This is a genomic window from Mediterranea sp. ET5 (genome assembly GCF_023337025.1).
Taxonomy (GTDB): Bacteria; Bacteroidota; Bacteroidia; order Bacteroidales; family Bacteroidaceae; genus Phocaeicola_A.
In genome coordinates this window covers 1-20925 of sequence record NZ_JAMBLN010000008.1, presented here as the reverse complement: position 1 = coordinate 20925, position 20925 = coordinate 1, and the positions used below count along the sequence as shown (strand labels likewise).

Below are 20925 nucleotides of genomic sequence, written 5' to 3'. Positions count from 1 at the left end.
GCAGCTATATGAAGAAAACAATCATTACCTGCTTCGTCTGTTGTCTGCTTGGACTCGTAAAGGGATGGGCTCACCCCTATCAGGTGAGCGAAATACCCATGGTGCATTTGCAGGACCGTACACGCTATGTATCCAATCCCGACCACATTTTGTCCGCTTCCACCGTTAGTTCCATTGACAACATCCTGTACGCCTTGGAGCAACGCACCGGCATTGAAACACTGGTTGTTGCTGTCAAGGAAATTGAAGGAGGAGACTGTTTTGAGTTTGCCCTGCAACTCGGCAAACAGAATGGCGTAGGAAAAAAGCAGACAGATAATGGGCTGGTCATCCTTCTGGTGACAGAAGAACGCTGCATCCAGTTTGTCACCGGTTACGGCCTGGAAGGGATTTTACCGGATGCTATCTGTAAACGCATCCAGAATCGCTTTATGAATACTCCTTTCAGTCAAGGCGAGTGGGACAACGGTATGCTGGCCGGCATCCAGGCGATTGATTCCTATCTGAAGGATTATCAGGACGGAACTGAGCAACGGGCAGAAACAGATTCGATGGCAGACCTCTACCCTCTCCTTTTTGCAGCCCTGGTCATACTGCTTTTCTGTTTCTTCGCTTATCGTCGCATGCGGCGCAAAAGCCAATGTCCACATTGCAAAAAGCATACCTTGTATCGGAGTGACTCACGTCTCATTTCCAATGTCCATGGCATACGCCGGGAAGAAGTGGTCTATACCTGTTCAAACTGCGGTTATACGGTCGTACGTGAAGAAGAATCACGGGACGACCGTCACGACGGTTTCGGAGGTGGACGCGGAGGAGGTCCCATCATCTTTGGTGGGGGTCTGTTCGGAGGTCGCGGAGGTGGCGGCTTCAGCGGTGGCAGCTTTGGTGGCGGAAACTTTGGCGGAGGAGGAGCCGGCTCCAAATTCTAGAAACAATAAACAGCAACAATCCATACATCTAAAATAAAGAAATCTATGAAACGTATCATGAGACTAGCATTGATTCTTATCTGTGCACTGACACTGAGCAGCTGTGGGTACAACAGCATGGTTGAAAAAGAAGAAGCCGTGAATACCGCATGGAGCAATGTGGAGAACCAGTATCAACGTCGTGCAGATTTGATCCCTAACCTGGTGAATACAGTAAAAGGCTATGCCTCCCACGAACAGGAAACCTTGGAATCTGTCGTCAACGCACGCTCCAAGGCTACTCAGATTACCCTGAATGCCGACGAACTGACACCGGAAAAGCTGAAAGCCTATCAAGCAGCCCAAGGGGAAGTTGGCAGTGCACTCAGCCGTCTGCTTGCTGTTACCGAGAATTATCCGGAATTGAAAGCCAACGAGAATTTTCAAGAACTACAGGCTCAGCTGGAAGGTACAGAAAATCGCATCAGCGTAGAGCGCCGTAACTTCAACCAGGTAACTCAGGATTACAACACCTATATCCGTAAGTTCCCGAACAACCTGTTTGCCGGAATGTTCGGTTTTGACAAGAAGCCTTATTTTGAAGCAGAAGCCGGTAGTCAAAAAGCACCGGAAGTAAAATTTTAAATGAAACAACTTAACTAACAATATCCGATATGAGTAACCAACGTTATATGATGAGAGGCGTATCTGCGTCCAAAGAAGACGTGCACAACGCCATTAAGAACATTGACAAAGGTATTTATCCGAAAGCTTTCTGTAAAATTATACCAGATATCTTGGGCGGAGACCCTGAATATTGCAACATCATGCATGCTGACGGTGCCGGGACCAAATCATCCCTGGCCTACCTCTATTGGAAAGAGACCGGTGACCTGAGTGTATGGAAAGGCATTGCACAGGACGCCTTGATCATGAACATCGACGATTTACTCTGTGTGGGTGCAGTCGACAACATCCTGGTATCATCTACCATCGGACGCAACAAGCTATTGGTTCCGGGAGAAGTTATCTCAGCCATTATCAATGGCACGGATGAGCTGCTTGCCGAATTGCGTGAAATGGGTGTCGGTGTATACGCCACCGGAGGCGAAACGGCTGACGTCGGGGACCTGGTGCGCACCATCATTGTTGACAGTACGGTTACCTGCCGTATGAAACGGAGCGATGTCATCAATAATGCGAACATCCGTCCGGGTGATGTCATTGTAGGCCTGGCTTCCTACGGACAAGCCACCTATGAGAAAGAATACAACGGTGGCATGGGCAGTAACGGATTGACGTCGGCACGGCACGATGTCTTTGCCAAATACCTGGCAGAGAAATATCCGGAAAGCTATGACAAGGCTGTTCCTGAAGACCTCGTCTATTCAGGGAAGCTGCGCCTCACAGACCCGGTAGAGGGAAGTCCGCTCGATGCCGGGAAACTGGTACTTTCTCCCACCCGCACGTATGCACCGGTCGTAAAAAAGCTGTTGGATGCACTGCGTCCGGAGATTCATGGCATGGTACACTGCTCAGGTGGAGCACAAACCAAGGTGCTGCACTTCGTGGAAAATGTACGCGTCGTGAAAGATAACCTCTTCCCGGTACCTCCTTTGTTCAAGACCATCCAGGAACAAAGCGGTACAGACTGGGCTGAAATGTATAAGGTCTTCAACATGGGACATCGTCTGGAGGTTTATCTTGCTCCGGAACACGCTGAAGAAGTCATTGCCATCAGCAAGAGCTTCAACATTGATGCACAAGTCATCGGACGCATCGAAGAAGGAAACGGTCAAACCGAATTGGTCATTAAGAGCGAATTCGGAGAGTTCAGATACTAACCAACAGACTTTCCGAAAAACAAGTTGATGGGGATATGGCCCGGGAACAGGCAAAACAAATCCTCATCAACTTAACGACTTGTAAACTCATAAATCCACCAACCTGCCTATGACTGATAACAACACTTTACTGGAAAAGTTAGATGGTTTAGTATCCCGCTTTGAGGAGGTCTCTATCTTGATCACAGACCCGTCTGTAATCGCGGATCAGAAACGCTATGTGAAGCTTACAAAGGAATACAAGGAACTGGGCGATCTGATGAAAGTGCGTAAAGACTATGTGCAATGTTTGAACACCCTGGACGAAGCCAAGCAGCTCCTGCTCACTGAGGATGACCCGGAGATGAAGGAGATGGCGCGTGAGGAAGCGTCCGCATGCGAAACCCGCATACCCCAATTGGAAGAGGAAATCAAACTTCTGCTGATTCCTGCCGACCCGCAAGACGACCGCAATGCCATCCTGGAAATACGTGGTGGCACGGGAGGCGACGAAGCAGCAATCTTTGCCGGAGACCTCTTCCGCATGTATGCCAAGTATTGCGAACGAAAAGGATGGAAGATGGAGATATCCAGCTTCACGGAGGGTTCTGCCGGTGGCTACAAGGAGATTATCTGTTCCATCTCGGGAGAGAAGGTCTATGGCACACTGAAGTATGAGTCGGGAGTTCACCGTGTACAACGGGTACCAGCTACAGAAACACAGGGACGCGTACATACATCGGCTGCTTCCGTGGCAGTGCTGCCCGAGGCCGAACCTTTTGACGTGGAAATCAACGAAGGGGAAATCAAATGGGATACTTTCCGCAGTGGCGGTGCCGGCGGACAGAATGTGAACAAGGTGGAGTCGGGCGTACGCCTCCGCTATAACTGGAAGAATCCCAATACGGGTGCGGTGGAAGAAATCCTGATTGAATGTACGGAAACGCGTGACCAACCTAAAAATAAGGAGCGGGCACTGGCTCGTCTGCGCACATTCATCTACGACCGCGAACACCAAAAGTACATTGATGACATCGCGTCCAAACGCAAGACCATGGTATCGACGGGCGACCGCTCTGCCAAGATACGTACCTACAACTATCCGCAAGGGCGTATTACCGACCATCGCATCAACTATACCATCTACAACCTCGCGGCTTTCATGGATGGCGACATACAAGACTGCATCGACCACCTGATTGTGGCAGAAAATGCGGAACGCCTGAAAGAGAGCGAGCTCTAACCCAGTCTTTAATCTACCCTTACCCCTCACCATGAGACTGTTTACATTCCTTTCGCACAACCTGGGAGATGCTTTTCGCAACTGTGTCACGCGTTTCCCGATCACGGTATGCTTTGCCTTGGCACTGACGGCATACCTGTGCCATCTTGTAGCCACAGAAGCCTGGATGACAGATGACCGGCTGGTTTTCATCTTGGGCTATTATCTGTCCGTAGGGACTCTCCTTTCACTCAGCCTTCATCTATGGGGAGAGGAGGTCCGTCGCACGGCGGTCCGTTATGGAGTGTTTGTTGCGATGCAGCTCTTATTGGTGGCGGATGCTTTCTTCCTCTATTACAAGGCGCATGAGGCAAACTCCATTGACATCGGCATCGCCCATGCTGCCGGTGTGTTGGCTATCAGCATATCCGTCTTCTTCCTGCCGTTCTTCCGGGAGAAGGACGATATTCTCTCCTGGAATTTTGCACAGAACGCCATCGGCACACTTGCCGTGTCTTTGGTCGTGGGTATCCTCATGAGTGCAGGACTCTGCCTGCTCACCCTCTCCCTGCAGCAACTTTTCGGAGTGGAGGTCAGCCGGAAGAGTTATCTATACATCTTGATTGTCGGTCTGGAACTACTGCCGATACTCCTCTTTTTAGGACAGCTTCCGCGAGGGGAACAAAAACACGACCGTACGCCCTACCCGACTGCATTTCTGAAAGGCACAATCTATTATTTGTTTCTTCCGCTAGCCGGTGCCTACCTGCTCGTCCTATATGTCTATGCCTGTACGATTCTATTCCGCTGGGAACTGCCTGACGGATGGGTCTCATGGCTTGTAGTGACACTGATGGCTGGCTGCATCGCCATCGAATTCAGCCTTTACCCGATGCGGCTGAAAGAGAATCGGCGGAAGGACCATCTGATTGCCCTCCTGCTGCCGGCACTGGTACTGCCTCTGTTGCTGTTGATGACTATCGGCATCATCCGCCGTTTCAACGATTATGGCATCACGCTCAACCGCCTCTATCTCGTCACCCTCAATGCCTGGTTCTATCTCGTCTGCATCGGGTTGATAGTGACTCGCGCCCGACGCATCAGCTGGATTCCCATATCCTTCTCCGTCATCTTTTTGCTGACGTCCGTATTGCCGGTCAACTATGCAGGCATCACCCGGTACACCCTGCATAAGGACATCCGGGACGCCATGCAACACAGTGGAGCAAACAAGCTACCCCTCAACCAAGAAGAATATGATGAATGGGTACAGACCTTACCTTCCTCCGAACGGGAGCTGGTCAACGCAAAGCTAAAATACCTCATTGACTGGTTCGGACAAAGCAGCGTGGATGACCTGGTCCAGCACAAGGTCTATCCGAAAATGATTCAGATAGAAGGTATGGACCTGTCCGCCTCCGACAAACGGGATTTGATGAGCTACTACTCGAAAAGCGACACACACAATGTACCATCCGGCTATCGTCTCTGCACCCCGACGGAAGGCAAACTTGCAGAGGAGCAAGGTACGACCGGAGTGCTGACGGTCACATTGCATCATCCTGACGACACTGTCAACATTCCGCTGGAGACACTGCGTCGTGTCAACCGTGACGAAAGCGCCATGCCGGTCTCTTTCAGGACGCAGCGAGGCAACGTCTTTGTCCTGACAACCTTCCAGCTCTATCTGACAGACGGAAAGCCGGAAAAGGGCAATTGCAACTTCAAAGGCTATCTCTACCATAACGAATAAACACTTATCAAAATGAACAAGCAAGAATTATTTGAGAACATCAAGCGCAAACAGTCATTCCTCTGTGTGGGCTTGGACACTGACATCAAGAAGATTCCTGAACACCTGTTGCAGGAAGAAGACCCGATCTTCGCTTTCAACAAAGCGATCATTGACGCCACGGCTCCCTATTGCATCGCCTACAAACCCAATCTGGCTTTCTATGAATGTCTGGGCGTAAAAGGATGGATTGCCTTTGAGAAGACCATCCAATATATCAAGCAGCAGTATCCCGACCAGTTCATCATAGCAGATGCCAAGCGGGGCGACATCGGCAACACATCGACCATGTATGCCAGCTCTTTCTTTGACGAGCTGGATATCGATTCCGTCACTGTGGCTCCTTACATGGGCGAAGACAGTGTCAGCCCTTTCCTTGCCTACAAAGGGAAATGGGTCATCCTGTTGGCTCTGACTTCTAACAAGGGCTCACACGACTTTCAGCTGACAGCTGATGCCAACGGGGAACGTCTCTTTGAGAAGGTGCTTCGCGTTTCCCAACAATGGGGCAATGATGAAAACATGATGTATGTAGTCGGTGCGACACAAGGCCGCATGTTCGAGGATATCCGCCGTGTAGCTCCCAACCACTTCCTGCTTGTTCCCGGCATCGGTGCACAAGGAGGCTCTTTGGAGGAAGTCTGCCGCTACGGCATGAACACTACCTGCGGTCTCATCGTCAACTCCAGCAGAGCCATTATCTATGCCGACAAGACAGAGAACTTTGCCCAGATGGCAGCAGAGAAGGCACATGAAGTACAACAGCAGATGGCTGAACAACTGAAACAAATCCTATAAGTCTCCTCAAAAGGACTTATCCAACCATACCCTAGGTTTCCGGGGAATGAAAGGGACAAAAACTGACAAGCGAAAGTCTCCTTCATTCCCCGTCCTCTTTTCTACATGCCGGACATATTCCGTGCTCATGCCTTTACCCAAATCAGTCTTTAGACTTTAGGATTGGAGGCTGTTACGGCTCTCTGAAATTATCTTTTTAATAGCATCTGCTGTCCATTTACGGCTAAAAAACCGTACAAAAGTCTGCCGAAACGACGGTAATACGAAAAAAAATTGCGTAATTTGCAAGCTAATGAAGAGCTGATTGTCTACACAATCCTTTTCATTTGAACACATAAGAAACAACAATAAAGATATAAAAGACTAGCTTATGGAATTCTCAGCAAAGCAAATTGCAGAATTTATTCACGGAGTCATCGTCGGAGACGAAAATGCCACAGTTCACACCTTCGCCAAGATTGAAGAAGGGGTGCCCGGGGCCATCTCTTTCCTCTCCAACCCCAAATACACCCACTACATTTATGAAACCAAGTCGACCATCGTCCTGGTCAACAAAGACTTTGAACCCGAAAGACCCGTCAACGCTACACTCATAAAAGTAGACAATGCCTACGAGAGTGTCGCCAAACTGCTCACTTTGTATGAGATGAGTAAACCGAAGAAGACTGGCATCCACCCGTTGGCCTGCATCGACCCGACAGCCAAAATCGGGAAGGACGTCTATATCGATGCCTTTGCCTATGTCGGCGCCAATGCCGTCATCGGCGACGGGGTAGCTCTCCATCCACATGCGACCGTATGTGAGAACGCTGTCATCGGCGAAAACAGCATACTTTATCCGAATGTCACCGTATACCATGACTGCCGCGTCGGCAAACGGTGCATCCTTCATGCCGGAAGTGTGGTAGGCGCCGACGGATTTGGTTTTGCACCCTCGCCTGAAGGCTACGAGAAGATTCCTCAAATCGGTATCGCCATGCTGGAGGATGATGTGGAAATCGGCGCCAATACGTGCGTGGACCGTGCCACCATGGGAGCAACCATCGTACACAAGGGAGTCAAGCTGGACAACCTGATCCAGATAGCCCACAATGTGGAAGTGGGAAGCCACACCGTGATGGCATCCCAAGTCGGTATCGCAGGCTCTACCAAGGTGGGCGAATGGTGCATGTTCGGCGGGCAAGTCGGACTGGCAGGACACATCCGCGTGGGCAACCACGTGAATATCGGTGCACAGTCGGGCATTCCCGGCACCGTGAAAGGTGACAACCTCACCATCATGGGTAGCCCCGCCATCGATGCCAAGCAATTCTTCAAGAGTTCGGTCATCTATAAAAAACTCCCCGACATGTATCAGACACTGAACCGAATGGAGAAGGAAATTGAAGAACTGAAGAAACAATTAAACAAATAAGCATAGACCCATGTTGAAACAGAAAACACTTAAAGGCAGCTTCTCCCTCTGCGGAAAAGGACTGCACACCGGTCTGAACCTGACAGTGACATTCAATCCTGCGCCGGACAATCATGGCTATAAAATCCAACGCATCGATGTGGAGGGACAACCCATCATCGATGCTGTCGCAGAAAATGTGACTGAAACGACACGAGGCACCGTACTCTCCAAAAACGGAGTAAAGGTCAGCACCGTTGAACATGGATTGGCGGCCCTTTATGCTGCCGGCATAGACAACTGCCTCATCCAGGTTAACGGACCCGAATTCCCCATCCTCGACGGTAGTGCCAAGACCTATGTGGAAAACATTGAACGTGTCGGTATCGAAGAGCAGAATGCCGTAAAGGATTACTATATCATCAAATCCAAAATCGAGTACAAGGATGAGGCCACCGGGTCGTCCATCATCGTCCTGCCGGATGAGAACTTCAGCGTGAACGTCCTGATTTCCTACGACTCGCAAATCCTGTCGAACCAGTTTGCCACACTGGACAACATGAGCGACTTCCCCAAGGAGATTGCTTCCAGCCGTACCTTCGTGTTCGTCCGCGAAATACAGCCGCTGCTTGCTGCAGGACTTATCAAGGGAGGCGACCTCGACAATGCCATCGTCATCTACGAACGGCAAATGCCTCAAGAACAGTTTGACAAGCTCGCCGATATCATGAAGGTGGAACACCACGACGCCACCAAGGTGGGCTACCTGAACAACAAACCGCTCGTATGGCCGAATGAACCGGCACGCCACAAGCTGCTCGACATCATCGGAGACCTCGCACTCATCGGCAAACCCATCAAGGGACGCATCATCGCAACCCGTCCCGGACACACCGTCAACAACAAATTCGCCCGTCTGCTCCGCAAGGAAATCAAACAGCACGACATCCAGGCTCCGGTCTACAACTGCAACGAGACCCCCATCATGGATGTGAACCGCATCCGCGAACTTCTTCCCCACCGCTACCCATTCCAACTGGTCGATAAGGTGATTGCCATCGGCGCCAACTACATCGTCGGTGTGAAGAACATCACAGCCAACGAGCCTTTCTTCGTCGGTCACTTCCCCCAGGAACCGGTCATGCCGGGAGTACTCCAAATCGAGGCGATGGCACAGGTCGGCGGTCTGCTGGTACTGAACTCAGTGGATGAGCCGGAACGCTATTCGACTTACTTCCTGAAAATCGACAACGTGAAATTCCGCCAGAAGGTCGTTCCCGGTGACACCCTGCTGTTCCGGGTAGAACTGCTCGCCCCCATCCGCCGTGGCATCTCAACCATGAAAGGTTATGCTTTCGTCGGAGAGAAGGTGGTCTGCGAGGCTGAATTTATGGCACAAATCGTAAAGAACAAGTAACACACAGGCACCCCAACGTGCCTGATTCCTCATATTTATCAGTATACATTTTATGATAAGTCCATTAGCATACATTCATCCTGAAGCAAAGATTGGTGAGAATGTGGAAATCGGTCCATTCGTTTTCATCGACAAGAACGTGGTGATCGGCGACAACAACGTCATCATGTCCAATGCCAACATTCTCTATGGTGCACGCATCGGCAACGGGAACCGCATCTTCCCGGGAGCCGTGATCGGCGCCATTCCTCAAGACCTGAAGTTCCGTGGCGAAGAGACCACAGCCGAAATCGGCGACAACAACACCATCCGTGAGAATGTGACCATCAACCGCGGAACGGCAGCCAAAGGACGTACAATCGTCGGTAGCAACAACCTCCTGATGGAAGGCGTACACGTGGCACACGACGCCCATGTGGGCAACGGCTGCATCATCGGCAACTCCACCAAGATGGCGGGAGAAATCATCATCGACGACAACGCCATCATCAGTGCCGCCGTCCTGATGCACCAGTTCTGCCGTGTAGGTGGCTACACCATGGTGCAGGGTGGTTCCCGCTTCAGCAAGGACATTCCCCCGTTCATCATTGCCGGACGCGAACCCATCACGTATGCCGGTATCAACATCGTCGGACTCCGCCGCCGCGGCTTCTCCAACGAACTGATTGAGAACATACACAATGCCTACCGCATCATCTACCAGAGCGGACTGAATGTAACCGACGCTTTGGCAAAAGTGGAGACAGAAGTGCCGATGAGCAAAGAGATTGAATACATCATCTCGTTCATCAAAGAATCACAACGAGGTATAATCAGATAAGCCCAACTCAGCCACTCGGGTTATCCCGGGCAGGCAACTAAAAACTATTCATCATGATTTACAGATTTACCATTGTCTCCGACGAGGTGGATGATTTCGTCAGAGAAATCAAGATAGACTCCGATGCCACGTTCCTTGACTTCCACAAAGCCATCCTGGCATCGTGTGGCTACAAAGACGACCAGATGACCTCCTTCTTCATTTGCGATGAAGACTGGGAGAAGGAAAAAGAGGTGACTCTCGAAGATATGGGAACCAGCTCTGACGAGGATGCCTGGATCATGAAAGACACCCGCCTGAGCGACTTGGTGGAGGAAGAGAAGCAACGCCTGCTCTACGTGTTCGACCCGCTGACGGACCGTGTCTTCTTCATCGAACTGAGCGAGGTCCTTCCGGGCAAGAGCCTGGACAAGCCGGTCTGCTCGCGCAAGCATGGCACCGCCCCCAAGCAGTCGGTCGACTTTGATGAAATGGCAAAGAACAATGCCTCCAACTCACTGGACCTCGACGAGAACTTCTACGGCGACCAGTCGTTCGACCCGGAAGAATTCGACCCCGACGGGTTCGAGATGGACGGCGGAAACAGCAACGACTACGACCGCTACTGATGCCGACGGCTGCCCTCACGCCGACACCGTGAGAAAGCGTGCAACCCCGGTCCAACCCTAGAGGCACAAAAGCACAGAGAGCCTTTTCCGGAAAGCCATCCTCCCTGTGTCTTTGTGCCTCTCTTGCAATCACCCTGACGACAACACCCTTTTTATCAGACACAGACTTCATGAAACACCTCATCGTCCTCATCGGACCCACCGGCGTAGGCAAAACCGAACTCAGCCTCTCTATCGCTGAACGCTACCACTCCCCCATCCTGTCGTGCGACTCCAGACAGCTCTATGCCGACCTGAAGATTGGTACGGCAGCCCCTACGCCCGAACAGCTGGCGAGGGTAAGGCATTATTTCATCGGGACGCTGCAACTGACGGATTACTACAGTGCCGCCCAGTATGAAGCCGACGCGATGCAACTCATGGCGGAGCTCTTCCAGCAGCACGACGTGCTGCTCATGACCGGAGGCTCCATGATGTACGTAGATGCCGTATGCAAGGGAATCGATGACATCCCGACGGTGGATGCGGAGACACGCGCCCAGGTCATGGAGCACTACGCCGAGGTCGGGCTGGAGGGACTCTGCGGCGAACTGAAACTGCTCGACCCGGAATATTATGCCATCGTGGACCTGAAGAACCCCAAGCGGGTCATCCATGCGCTGGAAATCTGTTACATGACCGGACGCACCTACACCTCCTACCGGACGCAAGGCATCAAGCAACGCCCCTTCCGCATGATAAAAATCGGATTGCGGCGCGAGCGCGAGGAGCTGTATGACCGCATCAACCGCAGGGTCGACCAGATGATAGCCGACGGACTGGTGGAGGAAGCCCGCCGGGTCTATCCCTACAGACAGCTGAACTCCCTCAACACCGTGGGATATAAAGAGCTGTTCAACGTCTTCGACGGGACATGGGACCTGCCGTTCGCCATCGAGAAAATCAAGCAGAACTCCCGCATCTATTCCCGGAAACAGATGACCTGGTTCAAGCGTGACCCGGAAATCTGCTGGTTCCACCCGGACGAGAAGGATGCCATTCAAACGCATATCGAACACCATTTGAATGCCGTTAAATCCGAATAACCACCACCTCACACCCCCTGTTCCATACCATCATTGACGGACCGGAAGCACCTGACGCACCTGCTCCCGAAGGATAAGCGTTGTCCAAGCCTTGGAGAGACCTCGTCAAAGCCGTACCTTGACAGACCAAAGTATTATACTTAGGTAGGCTAAGTATAATACTTAGGGTGCCTAAGTATTATACTTTGGTCCGTATAAGCCCGGCTTGTATCTCATCTATCCCGCACTTGCATGACATCTGCCCCGGGCATGGATGCGCGTTCGCCCACGGACAGTCCGGGGAGGACCCGGGATGCGTCCGTCCTAAAAAACATCCACGGACGAGGAGGCACACTGTCCATCCCCGTCCGTGGAGTAAGCATAACGGAACTGAAGCCGGATTTTACTTCAGGTTCTCAATGAAATAGTCGGCAATGAGCGAATAGACATGCAGACTGGTATTACCACCGTTGATGCTGTGATTGCGGTTGGTGTAGACGTGCATGTCAAACTGGATATTCGCCTGCACCAGCGCCTCGCTGTATTCGGCGGTATTGCGGAAGTGGACGTTGTCGTCCGCCAGTCCGTGAACCAGCAGGAGCTTGCCGTGCAGGTTGCCGACACGCTCCAGGGCCGAAGACAGCCGGTAGCCTTCCGCATTCTCCTTCGGCGTACGCATGAAGCGCTCGGTATAGACGGAATCGTAGTAACGCCAGCAGGTGGGAGGTGCCACTGCCACACCGACGGCAAACACCGGCGTGCCTTCGCTCAGCGACATCAGTGTGTTGTAGCCGCCGTAGCTCCATCCCCAGATGCCGATAGCCTCCTTTTTCACGTAAGGCAGTGATGCCAGATACTTGGCTGCCTCCACCTGGTCGTGCGCTTCCTGGACACCCAGCTTCATGTAGGTACACTTCTCAAAGGCAGCCCCGCGTCCGCCGGTTCCACGTCCGTCGACACAGACACAGATGAAGCCCTGCTCCGCCATGTACTGTTCCCACAGGCATCCGTTGCCACGGCTTCCGTTGCTCCAGCTGTCAGTCACCATCTGCGAACCGGGTCCGCTGTACTGGTACATGACCACCGGATACTTCCTGGAAGCATCAAAGTCGGCGGGTTTCACCATCCAGCCGTTCAGGGTCGTGCCGTCGGACGTCCGGAAGGTGAACAGCTCGCGCTTCCCGAGATTCAAGGCAGCCAGACGGTCCTTCAGTGCCTGATTGTCAACGAGCGTCGTCAGCAGCTTGCCCTTGTTGTCATGCAGCGTGATGAGCGGCGGGGTATCCAGGTTCGTGTACGTATTCATGAAGTAACGCAGGTCGGCACTGAAGATGGAGTTGTTCGTTCCACGCTGCTGGCTCAGCTTCGTCTTGCGGCCCTTGGCATCCACCTTATAGACAGCCGTGCAAAGCGGACTCTCTTCATTGCTCTCATAGTAGAACACGTTGTTCTTGCGGTCCCAGCCGATGAAGGATGTCACCTCGAACTCGCCTTTGGTCACCTGACGCAACAGATTCCCGTTCAGCGAATAGAGATACAGGTGGTTAAAACCGTCGCGCTCGCTCATCATCACAAACGAATCATCGTAGAAATGCAGGTCCGCATACGCCGATTCCTTGATGTACTGGGGAGCCTCGTCGCGCACCAGGAGGCGGCAGACACGCGAACGCGGGTTTGCCATGTAGATTTCAAAACGGTTCTGATTGCGGTTGAGGGTCGTGATAATCAAGCCGTCGGGGTCGTCGGTGAACTTGATGCGGGGCACATAGCCGTCTTTGTCCAGCGGAAGTTCCATCTGACGGATGACGTGGCTCTTGATGTCATACGTCTGCACGGTCACCTCGGAGTTCCGTGCACCTGCCACCGGGTATTTGTAGGAATACTCTCCCGGATACTCGGCATACTGCTCATAGGCGGGAGCCATCCCCTGGTAGAGGGGGAACGAGAACAGGGGGACCTTCGTCTCATCAAAGCGGATGAACGCAATCATCTTGCTGTCGGCACTGAAGTCGAACGCCCGGTTGTAGCCAAACTCCTCTTCATTGACCCAGTCGGGAATGCCGTTGAGCACCTCGTTGAACTTGCCGTCCTTTGTCACCTGCGACTCGCTGTTGTCGAACAGGAGTTTCACCAGAAAGAGGTTGTTGTCGCGCACAAAGGCAATGTTGTTTCCGTCGGGTGAGAACAGGGGGACCTGCTGCGGACCGTTCTCTGAAAGCGGCTCGAGCGTGTTGTTCCGCACGGAATAGATATAATATTCCGCCGTGAACGAACGGCGGTAAATGGGACGCGTCTTGGTCTGAATCAGGATGCGGCTTTCATCGGGGGACATGATGTAGCCATCAAAGCTTTCCAGCTTGACATTCCGGGCTGTAGTCACATCGAACAACGTGCCCACCTCTTTGCCATCCTTGAAAGAGTACTTCACAATGCGCTTGCCGTCGGGACTGATTTGTGCATAGTGTTCACCATCAAGCAGCGGATTCACACCGTAGATGCGTTGCGCTGCATACTTTCCTGACACTACGTCCCGCATCTCCAGCCTGTCAGCAGCCCGTACCAACGGTGCCGCACAAGCCAAAAAGAGAGCCAATAAAATCGTTAGTTTTTTCATATAATAGGTTAATTATAGTATCCGATGCCGCAAATGTAAAGCTTTCACCGGTTATTTCCACTTCTTTTTCGTATTTTTGTCCCCACTTTATGAGACCTGATGTCAGCAAGAGTTTGTTCTACAGCCCACAGACCAGTCAACAGACAGGGAAGGGCTTTAGTATGAATGCACAAAGGCAACCCACCACAAACACAATGATACGACATGGAATCATCTCTTCTCTACAATGACCTGAATGTCTTCCTGGGAAGGCGCTTCAAGGAGAAAGTACAGAAAATCTCATTGAATGCCGGTTTTTCCTGTCCGAACCGGGACGGGACTGTCGGACACGGAGGGTGCACCTACTGCAACAATCAGACCTTCAATCCTGCCTATTGCCGGACGGACAAGTCCATCACCGCCCAGCTGGAAGAGGGGAAAGCCTTCTTCTCCCGCAAATATCCCCACATGAAATACTTGGCTTACTTCCAGGCTTACACCAACACGTATGCTGCCGTTGAAGAGCTGAAGGCCAAATATGAAGAGGCCCTCGCCGTCGAGCAGGTCGTTGGTCTGGTCATCGGGACCCGCCCCGACTGTATGCCTGAGCCGTTGCTGGAGTACCTGAGCGAGCTCAACCGACGGATCTTCCTCCTTGTCGAATACGGCATTGAGAGCACCAGCGACGTGACCCTGAAACGCATCAACCGCGGCCATACCTTCGAGACGGCCCGCGAAACCGTGGAACGTACCGCCCAGGCCGGCATAGCCACCGGTGCACACGTCATCCTCGGGCTGCCCGGCGAAGGGCATGAGGAGCTGATGGAGCAGGCACGCATCCTCTCCCGTCTGCCTCTGACCACCCTGAAGATGCACCAGCTGCAACTCATCAGAGGGACACGCATGGCGCATGAATACAGCCAGTCTCCGTCAGACTTCCACCTGTATACGGCAGACGAGTATGTCGAGCTGGTGATTGACTACATCGAGCGGTTGCGCCCCGACCTGATACTGGAACGCTTCGTCTCCCAGTCCCCCAAGGAACTGCTGATTGCTCCCGACTGGGGCATCAAGAACCATGAGTTCACGGAACGGGTCAAGAAGCGGATGCGTCAACGGCAGACGTGGCAGGGAAGACTTTATGAAGAAAAACAAAACAAATAACCCTATAACACAAACAACAATGATAACCCTAAAAGGAAAAGTACATTATGTCGGCGTAAACGACCGCATCAAGCCCCTATTCGAAGGCTTGTGGCCATTGCCTTATGGAGTGACTTACAACTCCTACCTGATTGCTGACGAGAAAGTAGCCCTCATCGACACGGTCGATGCGAACTATTTCGACCTCTTCCTCGATAAAATCAAGGAGGTCATTGGTGACCGCCCCATCGACTACCTGGTCATCAATCACATGGAGCCCGACCATTCCGGTTCCATCCGTATGCTCCGCCAGTTCTATCCGGAACTGACCGTCGTGACGAACAAGAAGGCACTTGAGATGGTGGAAGGCTATTACGGGACAGCTCCTTCGTCCAAGGTCATCGACGAAGGTGACACGCTGGAGCTGGGACACCATGTGCTCCGCTTCCACATGATTCCCATGGTGCACTGGCCCGAGACAATGGTCTCTTATGACCTGACCGACCACATCGTTTTCAGTGGAGATGCCTTCGGATGCTTCGGTGCACTCAACGGCACACCGCTCGACTATCAGATGGACCCGACCATCTACTGGAGTGAGATGGAACGCTACTATTCCAACATCGTCGGCAAATACGGTTCCCCGGTACAGCGTGCCCTGCAAAAGCTGAAAGGCCTGGAGATCGACATGATTTGTGCAACCCATGGTCCGGTGTGGACCGGCGAGAATGTGCCCCGTGTCATCAGTGTGTATGACCGCCTGAGCCGTTATGCTACGGAAGAAGGAGTGGTCATAGCCTACGGTTCCATGTATGGCAATACGCAACAGGCAGCCGAAGCCGTAGCAGAAGAACTGTCGCGCGAAGGCATCCGCAAAGTGGTGCTCCATGATGTGGCACGCACGAACCACTCGTTCATCCTTGCCGACATCTTCCGTTACAAAGGCATCATCCTGTGCGCCCCCACATACAATGCCTCCATCTTCCCGCAGATGGAGATGCTCATGAGCGAAATCGAGATGCGAGGCATCAAGGGCCGTTACCTGAGCTATTTCGGCTCCTTCTCCTGGGCTTGCCATTCGGTCAAACGGTTGGCTGCATTCAGTGAAAAGGTAGGTTTCGAGGTCGTAGGCAATCCGGTCGAGATGAAGCAGGGCCTGATGCCGGATACCCGCAAGGCATGTGAAGCCCTGGCACGCGCCATGGCAGACCGGCTGAAGATGGACCGTCAACCGGCTTAAGTCTTTCTTGTACCCAAAGATAAAGGGTGTGTCAAAAGCAACGTTCCAAGAATGGCTTTTGACACACCCTCTTTCTTATGCCCGGACTGCCCGGCTACTTATCCAGATCCAGCGTGATGGAAGTCACCTGGTTGGGGGCGATAGTCAGCCCCTTCAGAGAAACTTCCTTGTTGAACAAGTTGCCGTTGGCACCGGTGAGATAGGTGCACATGAGCCAAGGAGCCTGTTCGCCTTCATAATCCGCCAACGTAGGCAACATGAAGAAACGGGTGCGATAAGTACTTCCCTCCTCTTCCCAGTTGACGGGCGCATTGCCATAGCCGATATTCTTGGTCCAGAAGTATCCCGTACCGTTGGTCTGCGACCAGTCGAAAGCCACCTTGCCATCCACACTCAGCGTATTGCCAGCATATCCGTCCGGAATCATCAGTGTCACTCCCAGCAAATCGAAATGCTCGTCGCTGCACTTCACCTTCAGGTCGACCATGCCGACCTGCCGTTGCAGCTCTACACTGAAAGACGTTCCCGCCTCCGTACCTTCCACCACGAACGTGTGCTGTGCATAGAACAGCTCACGACGTACCGGCTGGAAACGGATGTTCCGGAACCAGACAGCAGAATCCGAGTCTATCGCCTGCACTTCCTCGTTCACATGGATGAAACCCTCGTTAAGTCCCTCTCCCAATACATACAAATGATACGTTCCCAGCGGAAGGGTGAGATTCAGGGACGTGAACCCGGGAAGTTCCTCCGCAGTCACGGTGTCGTGCTCCAGCATGTTCCCCTCATAATCCGTCAAGACATAATGGAGGCGATAAAGCAATTCCTGAATGGTGCTCCCCTGTACGTCGTCAACCCCTCGCGAGGCCACCTCCCCATAGTATGCCTGTACCGGTGAAAAACGGACGGTCACCCGTGTACTTTCACTCGTTCCATCATTGCCTTGCCACATCTCCTCATTTTCCTGGCATGCAACCAACAGGCATGCCATGCATAAATAATATAGAATACGTTTCATACGTGAATCATTTTTATTGTTCGGTAATATCAAGTGGATAATCTTCAGAGCTGATTGTAATGTCTTCCGGTGTAAGATTCAAGTCATGCAGCACTCCAAACGTAGCAGCCGACTTCAGGAAGTTGTCATAACGCACCACATCCGAACCGGCGATCATGCCGTCATCGAACGTCGGGTCTGCGTAATAATACTTGCCGTCGATGCGTACAATGTTCCAGGCATGATTCACCGGTATGTTGTCGTTCGGATAGGCATTTCCGGTCATGTAAATAGCCTGCAGACCGACACGCTGGCACAAGTACTGGTAAGCGCGGGCATAGCCTTCACAGACAATCTTACGCAGTCCGAAAGCACCGTAGAGATTGCCGGCTGAACCTTCCAACTGACCGTAAGTCACGTATTTCAGCAGCTCTTCATAACAATACTTCGCTTTGCCATATTCATCCAGTCCCTCCGGCATCCGGTCAATGATGGCATTCGAAGCATCCAGAACAGCTTTATACTTGAACACGTAATCTTCGTAGGGGTACGCAAAGCGCAACGTAATCCAAGTCTTATAAGTACCGTAGTTTGCGACCGATGACAAGTGGAAGAGTGAAGGCAGGTCATAGGTCACGGCATTGGAGAGTTCCGTGATTTCCGTCCGCTCCAGCTCCATCGGCACCGGGATGGTCACGCGTGCCAGCGCACTGCCTTCGTCATCAAATGCCACAGCTGCCTTCATCACCTCCAGGTAAGCCGCCTGTTGCGCCTCATTCAGCAATCCATAATAGTAGTAGACGTCCATGTCCGGCCACAGCTCATCGCCCGGAATGAAACTGGGCACATCCGCAGCCCCCAACTCCATGGATATCACTTCGCCCCACTCCACAACCGGTACAAAAGCCGGCATCAATTCTCCAGTCTCGTTCCACGACATGGCGGACAGGTCCATATGCAGACATTGGTTCTTCTTTACCTGGAAGCCAATCTCATCCAACGACACCTTGCAGTCCACTGCCTCCCCCTTCTGTGTAGTCACATAGACATGCAATACGGCACCGGAGGTCGCAGGCTCTTCCATAGGCAGCATATAGAACACTTCCGGGACTACCCATTTCCGCGGAGTTGCCTCCGTTCCCTTCACCAGGGTTCCATCCCGCAATATCGCCAGGCTCAACTTGTCCTCGGGAACTTCCAACGCCAAAGAATCTATTGTAACGGTTTCTCGGTCGGGCAACTCGACCGACACCTGTCCGACCGCACGTTCCAATTCCAACTGTCCGGCATTCGCTGCCGACAAGGTTGCCACCCCATGAAACAAATCCGTCTGTTGCAATTCGCCGTCCACATCCGTCTTCCATACAACTGTACGTGGATCTATCATTTGCTCCGTCCGTGTAGGATTAACGATGGTAGCCGTCATGCCACCGTCCGCAGCGGTCTCCCTTACTGCCATGGCATACACCTGGTAAGTGTCTTTAGCCGACAAATTCAATTGAAAAGCTCCGAATGCCAAGGCCGACGGGTCCAGGCTTGCAACCCCCTGTTCCGCTCCCTCTATCGGAACCAGTTCACCTGTAGTTGAGTTCCACACCAAGTAGTCAAAAGACGTCAATTCATCCAATGCGACGTCACTTCCCTCTCCAGTAGGCAATCCAACAGCCATACTTACCGGACGCAATGCGTTGTCATCATCGGAACAGGAAACGACTCCTCCCCAAGCGAGAAAGAGCATGCTCCAAACCAGCATTTTTTTCATGTCTCTATCATTTTAAAATTAATACTATGCAACGAATGTCTCTCTTGCATTCGTCTCTTCATGCTTCTTAAAGACGATTCAATGGAAAAAAAGGGTTACAAGATGACGCCTTTTTCACCCGGAAGCGCAAAATACCATGTCAACAAACACCCCGCAACAACCATCACAGGCAATCATCAAAAAGAAACCTGTACCGACGACTCGGCTAACAAAATCAAGCAAAAAGAAGATTTACGCGAACAAACGTCTGGAGAGACTTGGGGATTAGGAGTGTTCAACTGCTAATCAGAATTAACATTCGACTTGAATTGACGAGTCTATTTCAGAAAACTTAGCACTACATCGCACGAAAACAGGAAAAATCCCGCCGGGAAACATACATTTCGCCGCATCGAAATACAAAACCGATGCGGCAAAATTAAAGTTTCACGGCATGAAATATGCAAAAACAGCGGGAGAAGTCCGAATTTGACCGTCCGGGAATCTGATTTTTGCAGTTTCCTCTCCAGGATTCCAAAAGGAAGGTATGAGTTACTCATCGTAAAAAGACAGAAAAGAACAAAAGGGCATTCAAACAACTGACAGGCTATTCATCTGCATGCTGCACATCGCCTGAAGAGACTTGTCCCCATTCCACCCTGACTTCAGGTATAAAATACAGCCAGGCGGAAAGCTTCATTTGACATTTTGACAAAATGACATTCCACCATATAAGACCAAACCTCCGGAGACCAAGCATTCACACTCAGCCTGCCGGAGGTTTGATTACAGCTCTCCTCTATAAGTCATGCCTGTCTTGCATCACCTCACAGATTCAAGAAATTCTATCTCTATGATGCGCAAGTTATGACGGCTCTTGCTCTTTCGAGCTTTCTTCTCCATGTCGTTGGCTGCACCACCCGCCACTTCAACAATCTGGCCAAAAGCATCCTTATCCGTCGTGCTGCCTTTCAGACGCACTGTGATTTCATTCGTACGGACAGGTTCAGCTATTTCCAGATGAATGTATCCAAGGCTCTTCTCCGTGTTTCCACTCCAGATGAGCTTGTCGCCTGCATAAACTTCCAACGGATAGCTGCGTGAACGCCACCCGTTAAGCTTCATGCAGATGTCATCCACTTCAGCCTCACGTGCCAAGGTATAGGTAATCCATGCGGTAGACAACTGTCCGTCATTGACCCATTCACTCAGTTCGTTGTCATCATAGCTCCGTACGGCATCCGCCTGGTTGGCTCCTGCCTGAGCTGAAACAATGGCCACGTCGTACTTGGTGTCCACATAAGAAGGAGTTTGTGGAGTTTCTCCTTTGAGCAGATGTCCTTTCAGCGTGTTTTGAGGTAAA

Annotated in this window: 17 protein-coding genes and 1 pseudogene; 14 read left to right on the top strand and 4 right to left on the bottom strand. The window is 51.9% G+C overall.

Features of this window, described 5'->3' with window-relative positions; all coding sequences use genetic code 11:
- The first annotated feature begins 8 nt into the window (after positions 1 to 8).
- The 11 genes from M3087_RS06370 to miaA all read left to right on the top strand — a co-directional run bounded on the left by M3087_RS06370 (position 9) and on the right by miaA (position 11869).
- Positions 9 to 932: a TPM domain-containing protein gene (locus M3087_RS06370; protein WP_249094490.1), complete on the top strand. Its 924-nt coding sequence runs from the start codon at positions 9 to 11 to the stop codon at positions 930 to 932.
- Between the two features lie 45 nt (positions 933 to 977).
- Positions 978 to 1556 carry a LemA family protein gene (locus tag M3087_RS06365; protein WP_022384136.1) on the top strand — a complete coding sequence of 193 codons (579 nt, stop codon included), beginning with the start codon at positions 978 to 980 and terminating at the stop codon, positions 1554 to 1556.
- 29 nt (positions 1557 to 1585) lie between these two features.
- Positions 1586 to 2755 (top strand): AIR synthase-related protein, encoded by a 1170-nt coding sequence (locus M3087_RS06360; protein WP_022384137.1) that lies wholly within the window; start codon positions 1586 to 1588, stop codon positions 2753 to 2755.
- A gap of 109 nt (positions 2756 to 2864) precedes the next feature.
- Positions 2865 to 3977 (top strand): peptide chain release factor 1, encoded by a 1113-nt coding sequence (gene prfA, locus M3087_RS06355; protein WP_249094487.1) that lies wholly within the window; start codon positions 2865 to 2867, stop codon positions 3975 to 3977.
- Between the two features lie 31 nt (positions 3978 to 4008).
- The gene (locus M3087_RS06350) at positions 4009 to 5709 is read left to right on the top strand and encodes a DUF4153 domain-containing protein (RefSeq protein ID WP_249094486.1); all 1701 of its coding nucleotides are present in this window, start codon (positions 4009 to 4011) and stop codon (positions 5707 to 5709) included.
- A gap of 12 nt (positions 5710 to 5721) precedes the next feature.
- Entirely contained in the window at positions 5722 to 6546 is an 825-nt protein-coding gene (pyrF, locus tag M3087_RS06345) for an orotidine-5'-phosphate decarboxylase (protein WP_249094484.1), read from the top strand.
- Between the two features lie 370 nt (positions 6547 to 6916).
- Positions 6917 to 7960 carry a UDP-3-O-(3-hydroxymyristoyl)glucosamine N-acyltransferase gene (gene lpxD / locus M3087_RS06340; RefSeq protein ID WP_022384141.1) on the top strand — a complete coding sequence of 348 codons (1044 nt, stop codon included), beginning with the start codon at positions 6917 to 6919 and terminating at the stop codon, positions 7958 to 7960.
- A gap of 10 nt (positions 7961 to 7970) precedes the next feature.
- Positions 7971 to 9356: a bifunctional UDP-3-O-[3-hydroxymyristoyl] N-acetylglucosamine deacetylase/3-hydroxyacyl-ACP dehydratase gene (locus M3087_RS06335; protein ID WP_022384142.1), complete on the top strand. Its 1386-nt coding sequence runs from the start codon at positions 7971 to 7973 to the stop codon at positions 9354 to 9356.
- 52 nt (positions 9357 to 9408) lie between these two features.
- A complete protein-coding gene (gene lpxA, locus M3087_RS06330) occupies positions 9409 to 10176 on the top strand; it encodes an acyl-ACP--UDP-N-acetylglucosamine O-acyltransferase (protein ID WP_106484757.1) in 768 nt (255 codons plus the stop codon).
- A 53-nt stretch (positions 10177 to 10229) separates the two neighbouring features.
- Positions 10230 to 10784 carry an IS1096 element passenger TnpR family protein gene (locus M3087_RS06325; RefSeq protein WP_022384144.1) on the top strand — a complete coding sequence of 185 codons (555 nt, stop codon included), beginning with the start codon at positions 10230 to 10232 and terminating at the stop codon, positions 10782 to 10784.
- Between the two features lie 170 nt (positions 10785 to 10954).
- A complete protein-coding gene (gene miaA / locus M3087_RS06320) occupies positions 10955 to 11869 on the top strand; it encodes a tRNA (adenosine(37)-N6)-dimethylallyltransferase MiaA (RefSeq protein ID WP_106484756.1) in 915 nt (304 codons plus the stop codon).
- A 382-nt stretch (positions 11870 to 12251) separates the two neighbouring features.
- Here miaA and M3087_RS06315 read toward each other — a convergent pair whose 3' ends face one another.
- Positions 12252 to 14462: a S9 family peptidase gene (locus tag M3087_RS06315; RefSeq protein ID WP_249094482.1), complete on the bottom strand. Its 2211-nt coding sequence runs from the start codon at positions 14460 to 14462 to the stop codon at positions 12252 to 12254.
- Positions 14463 to 14666: 204 nt separating this feature from the next.
- Between M3087_RS06315 and M3087_RS06310 the strand changes: the two genes are divergently transcribed.
- Complete coding sequence (locus tag M3087_RS06310) at positions 14667 to 15605, top strand: TIGR01212 family radical SAM protein (protein ID WP_249094481.1); 939 nt, start codon at positions 14667 to 14669, stop codon at positions 15603 to 15605.
- Between the two features lie 19 nt (positions 15606 to 15624).
- The gene (locus M3087_RS06305; protein ID WP_249094479.1) at positions 15625 to 16824 is read left to right on the top strand and encodes an FprA family A-type flavoprotein; all 1200 of its coding nucleotides are present in this window, start codon (positions 15625 to 15627) and stop codon (positions 16822 to 16824) included.
- A gap of 94 nt (positions 16825 to 16918) precedes the next feature.
- Here M3087_RS06305 and M3087_RS06300 read toward each other — a convergent pair whose 3' ends face one another.
- Together M3087_RS06300 and M3087_RS06295 are read right to left on the bottom strand one after the other, a co-directional pair.
- Positions 16919 to 17842, bottom strand: coding sequence for a FimB/Mfa2 family fimbrial subunit (locus tag M3087_RS06300; protein ID WP_249094477.1), 924 nt, complete (start codon positions 17840 to 17842; stop codon positions 16919 to 16921).
- 13 nt (positions 17843 to 17855) lie between these two features.
- Positions 17856 to 19583, bottom strand: coding sequence for a transglutaminase domain-containing protein (locus M3087_RS06295; RefSeq protein ID WP_249094475.1), 1728 nt, complete (start codon positions 19581 to 19583; stop codon positions 17856 to 17858).
- A gap of 81 nt (positions 19584 to 19664) precedes the next feature.
- On the opposite strand from M3087_RS06295, the gene M3087_RS06290 reads away from it, so the two are divergent.
- Complete coding sequence (locus tag M3087_RS06290; protein ID WP_249094474.1) at positions 19665 to 19868, top strand: hypothetical protein; 204 nt, start codon at positions 19665 to 19667, stop codon at positions 19866 to 19868.
- 516 nt (positions 19869 to 20384) lie between these two features.
- Here M3087_RS06290 and M3087_RS06285 read toward each other — a convergent pair.
- A pseudogene (locus M3087_RS06285) lies at positions 20385 to 20925 on the bottom strand (beta-galactosidase); the annotation flags it as partial.

Excerpts from the sequence above, each read along its gene's own strand:
- M3087_RS06325 (WP_022384144.1), top strand. The coding sequence starts at position 10,230 with ATGATTTACAGATTTACCATTGTCTCCGACGAGGTGGATGATTTCGTC.
- M3087_RS06300 (WP_249094477.1), bottom strand. The coding sequence starts at position 17,842 with ATGAAACGTATTCTATATTATTTATGCATGGCATGCCTGTTGGTTGCA.
- M3087_RS06315 (WP_249094482.1), bottom strand. The coding sequence starts at position 14,462 with ATGAAAAAACTAACGATTTTATTGGCTCTCTTTTTGGCTTGTGCGGCA.
- M3087_RS06335 (WP_022384142.1), top strand. The coding sequence starts at position 7,971 with ATGTTGAAACAGAAAACACTTAAAGGCAGCTTCTCCCTCTGCGGAAAA.
- M3087_RS06290 (WP_249094474.1), top strand. The coding sequence starts at position 19,665 with ATGGAAAAAAAGGGTTACAAGATGACGCCTTTTTCACCCGGAAGCGCA.
- pyrF (WP_249094484.1), top strand. The coding sequence starts at position 5,722 with ATGAACAAGCAAGAATTATTTGAGAACATCAAGCGCAAACAGTCATTC.
- lpxA (WP_106484757.1), top strand. The coding sequence starts at position 9,409 with ATGATAAGTCCATTAGCATACATTCATCCTGAAGCAAAGATTGGTGAG.
- M3087_RS06350 (WP_249094486.1), top strand. The coding sequence starts at position 4,009 with ATGAGACTGTTTACATTCCTTTCGCACAACCTGGGAGATGCTTTTCGC.
- M3087_RS06370 (WP_249094490.1), top strand. The coding sequence starts at position 9 with ATGAAGAAAACAATCATTACCTGCTTCGTCTGTTGTCTGCTTGGACTC.
- M3087_RS06305 (WP_249094479.1), top strand. The coding sequence starts at position 15,625 with ATGATAACCCTAAAAGGAAAAGTACATTATGTCGGCGTAAACGACCGC.
- prfA (WP_249094487.1), top strand. The coding sequence starts at position 2,865 with ATGACTGATAACAACACTTTACTGGAAAAGTTAGATGGTTTAGTATCC.
- M3087_RS06295 (WP_249094475.1), bottom strand. The coding sequence starts at position 19,583 with ATGAAAAAAATGCTGGTTTGGAGCATGCTCTTTCTCGCTTGGGGAGGA.
- lpxD (WP_022384141.1), top strand. The coding sequence starts at position 6,917 with ATGGAATTCTCAGCAAAGCAAATTGCAGAATTTATTCACGGAGTCATC.
- M3087_RS06365 (WP_022384136.1), top strand. The coding sequence starts at position 978 with ATGAAACGTATCATGAGACTAGCATTGATTCTTATCTGTGCACTGACA.
- M3087_RS06310 (WP_249094481.1), top strand. The coding sequence starts at position 14,667 with ATGGAATCATCTCTTCTCTACAATGACCTGAATGTCTTCCTGGGAAGG.
- miaA (WP_106484756.1), top strand. The coding sequence starts at position 10,955 with ATGAAACACCTCATCGTCCTCATCGGACCCACCGGCGTAGGCAAAACC.
- M3087_RS06360 (WP_022384137.1), top strand. The coding sequence starts at position 1,586 with ATGAGTAACCAACGTTATATGATGAGAGGCGTATCTGCGTCCAAAGAA.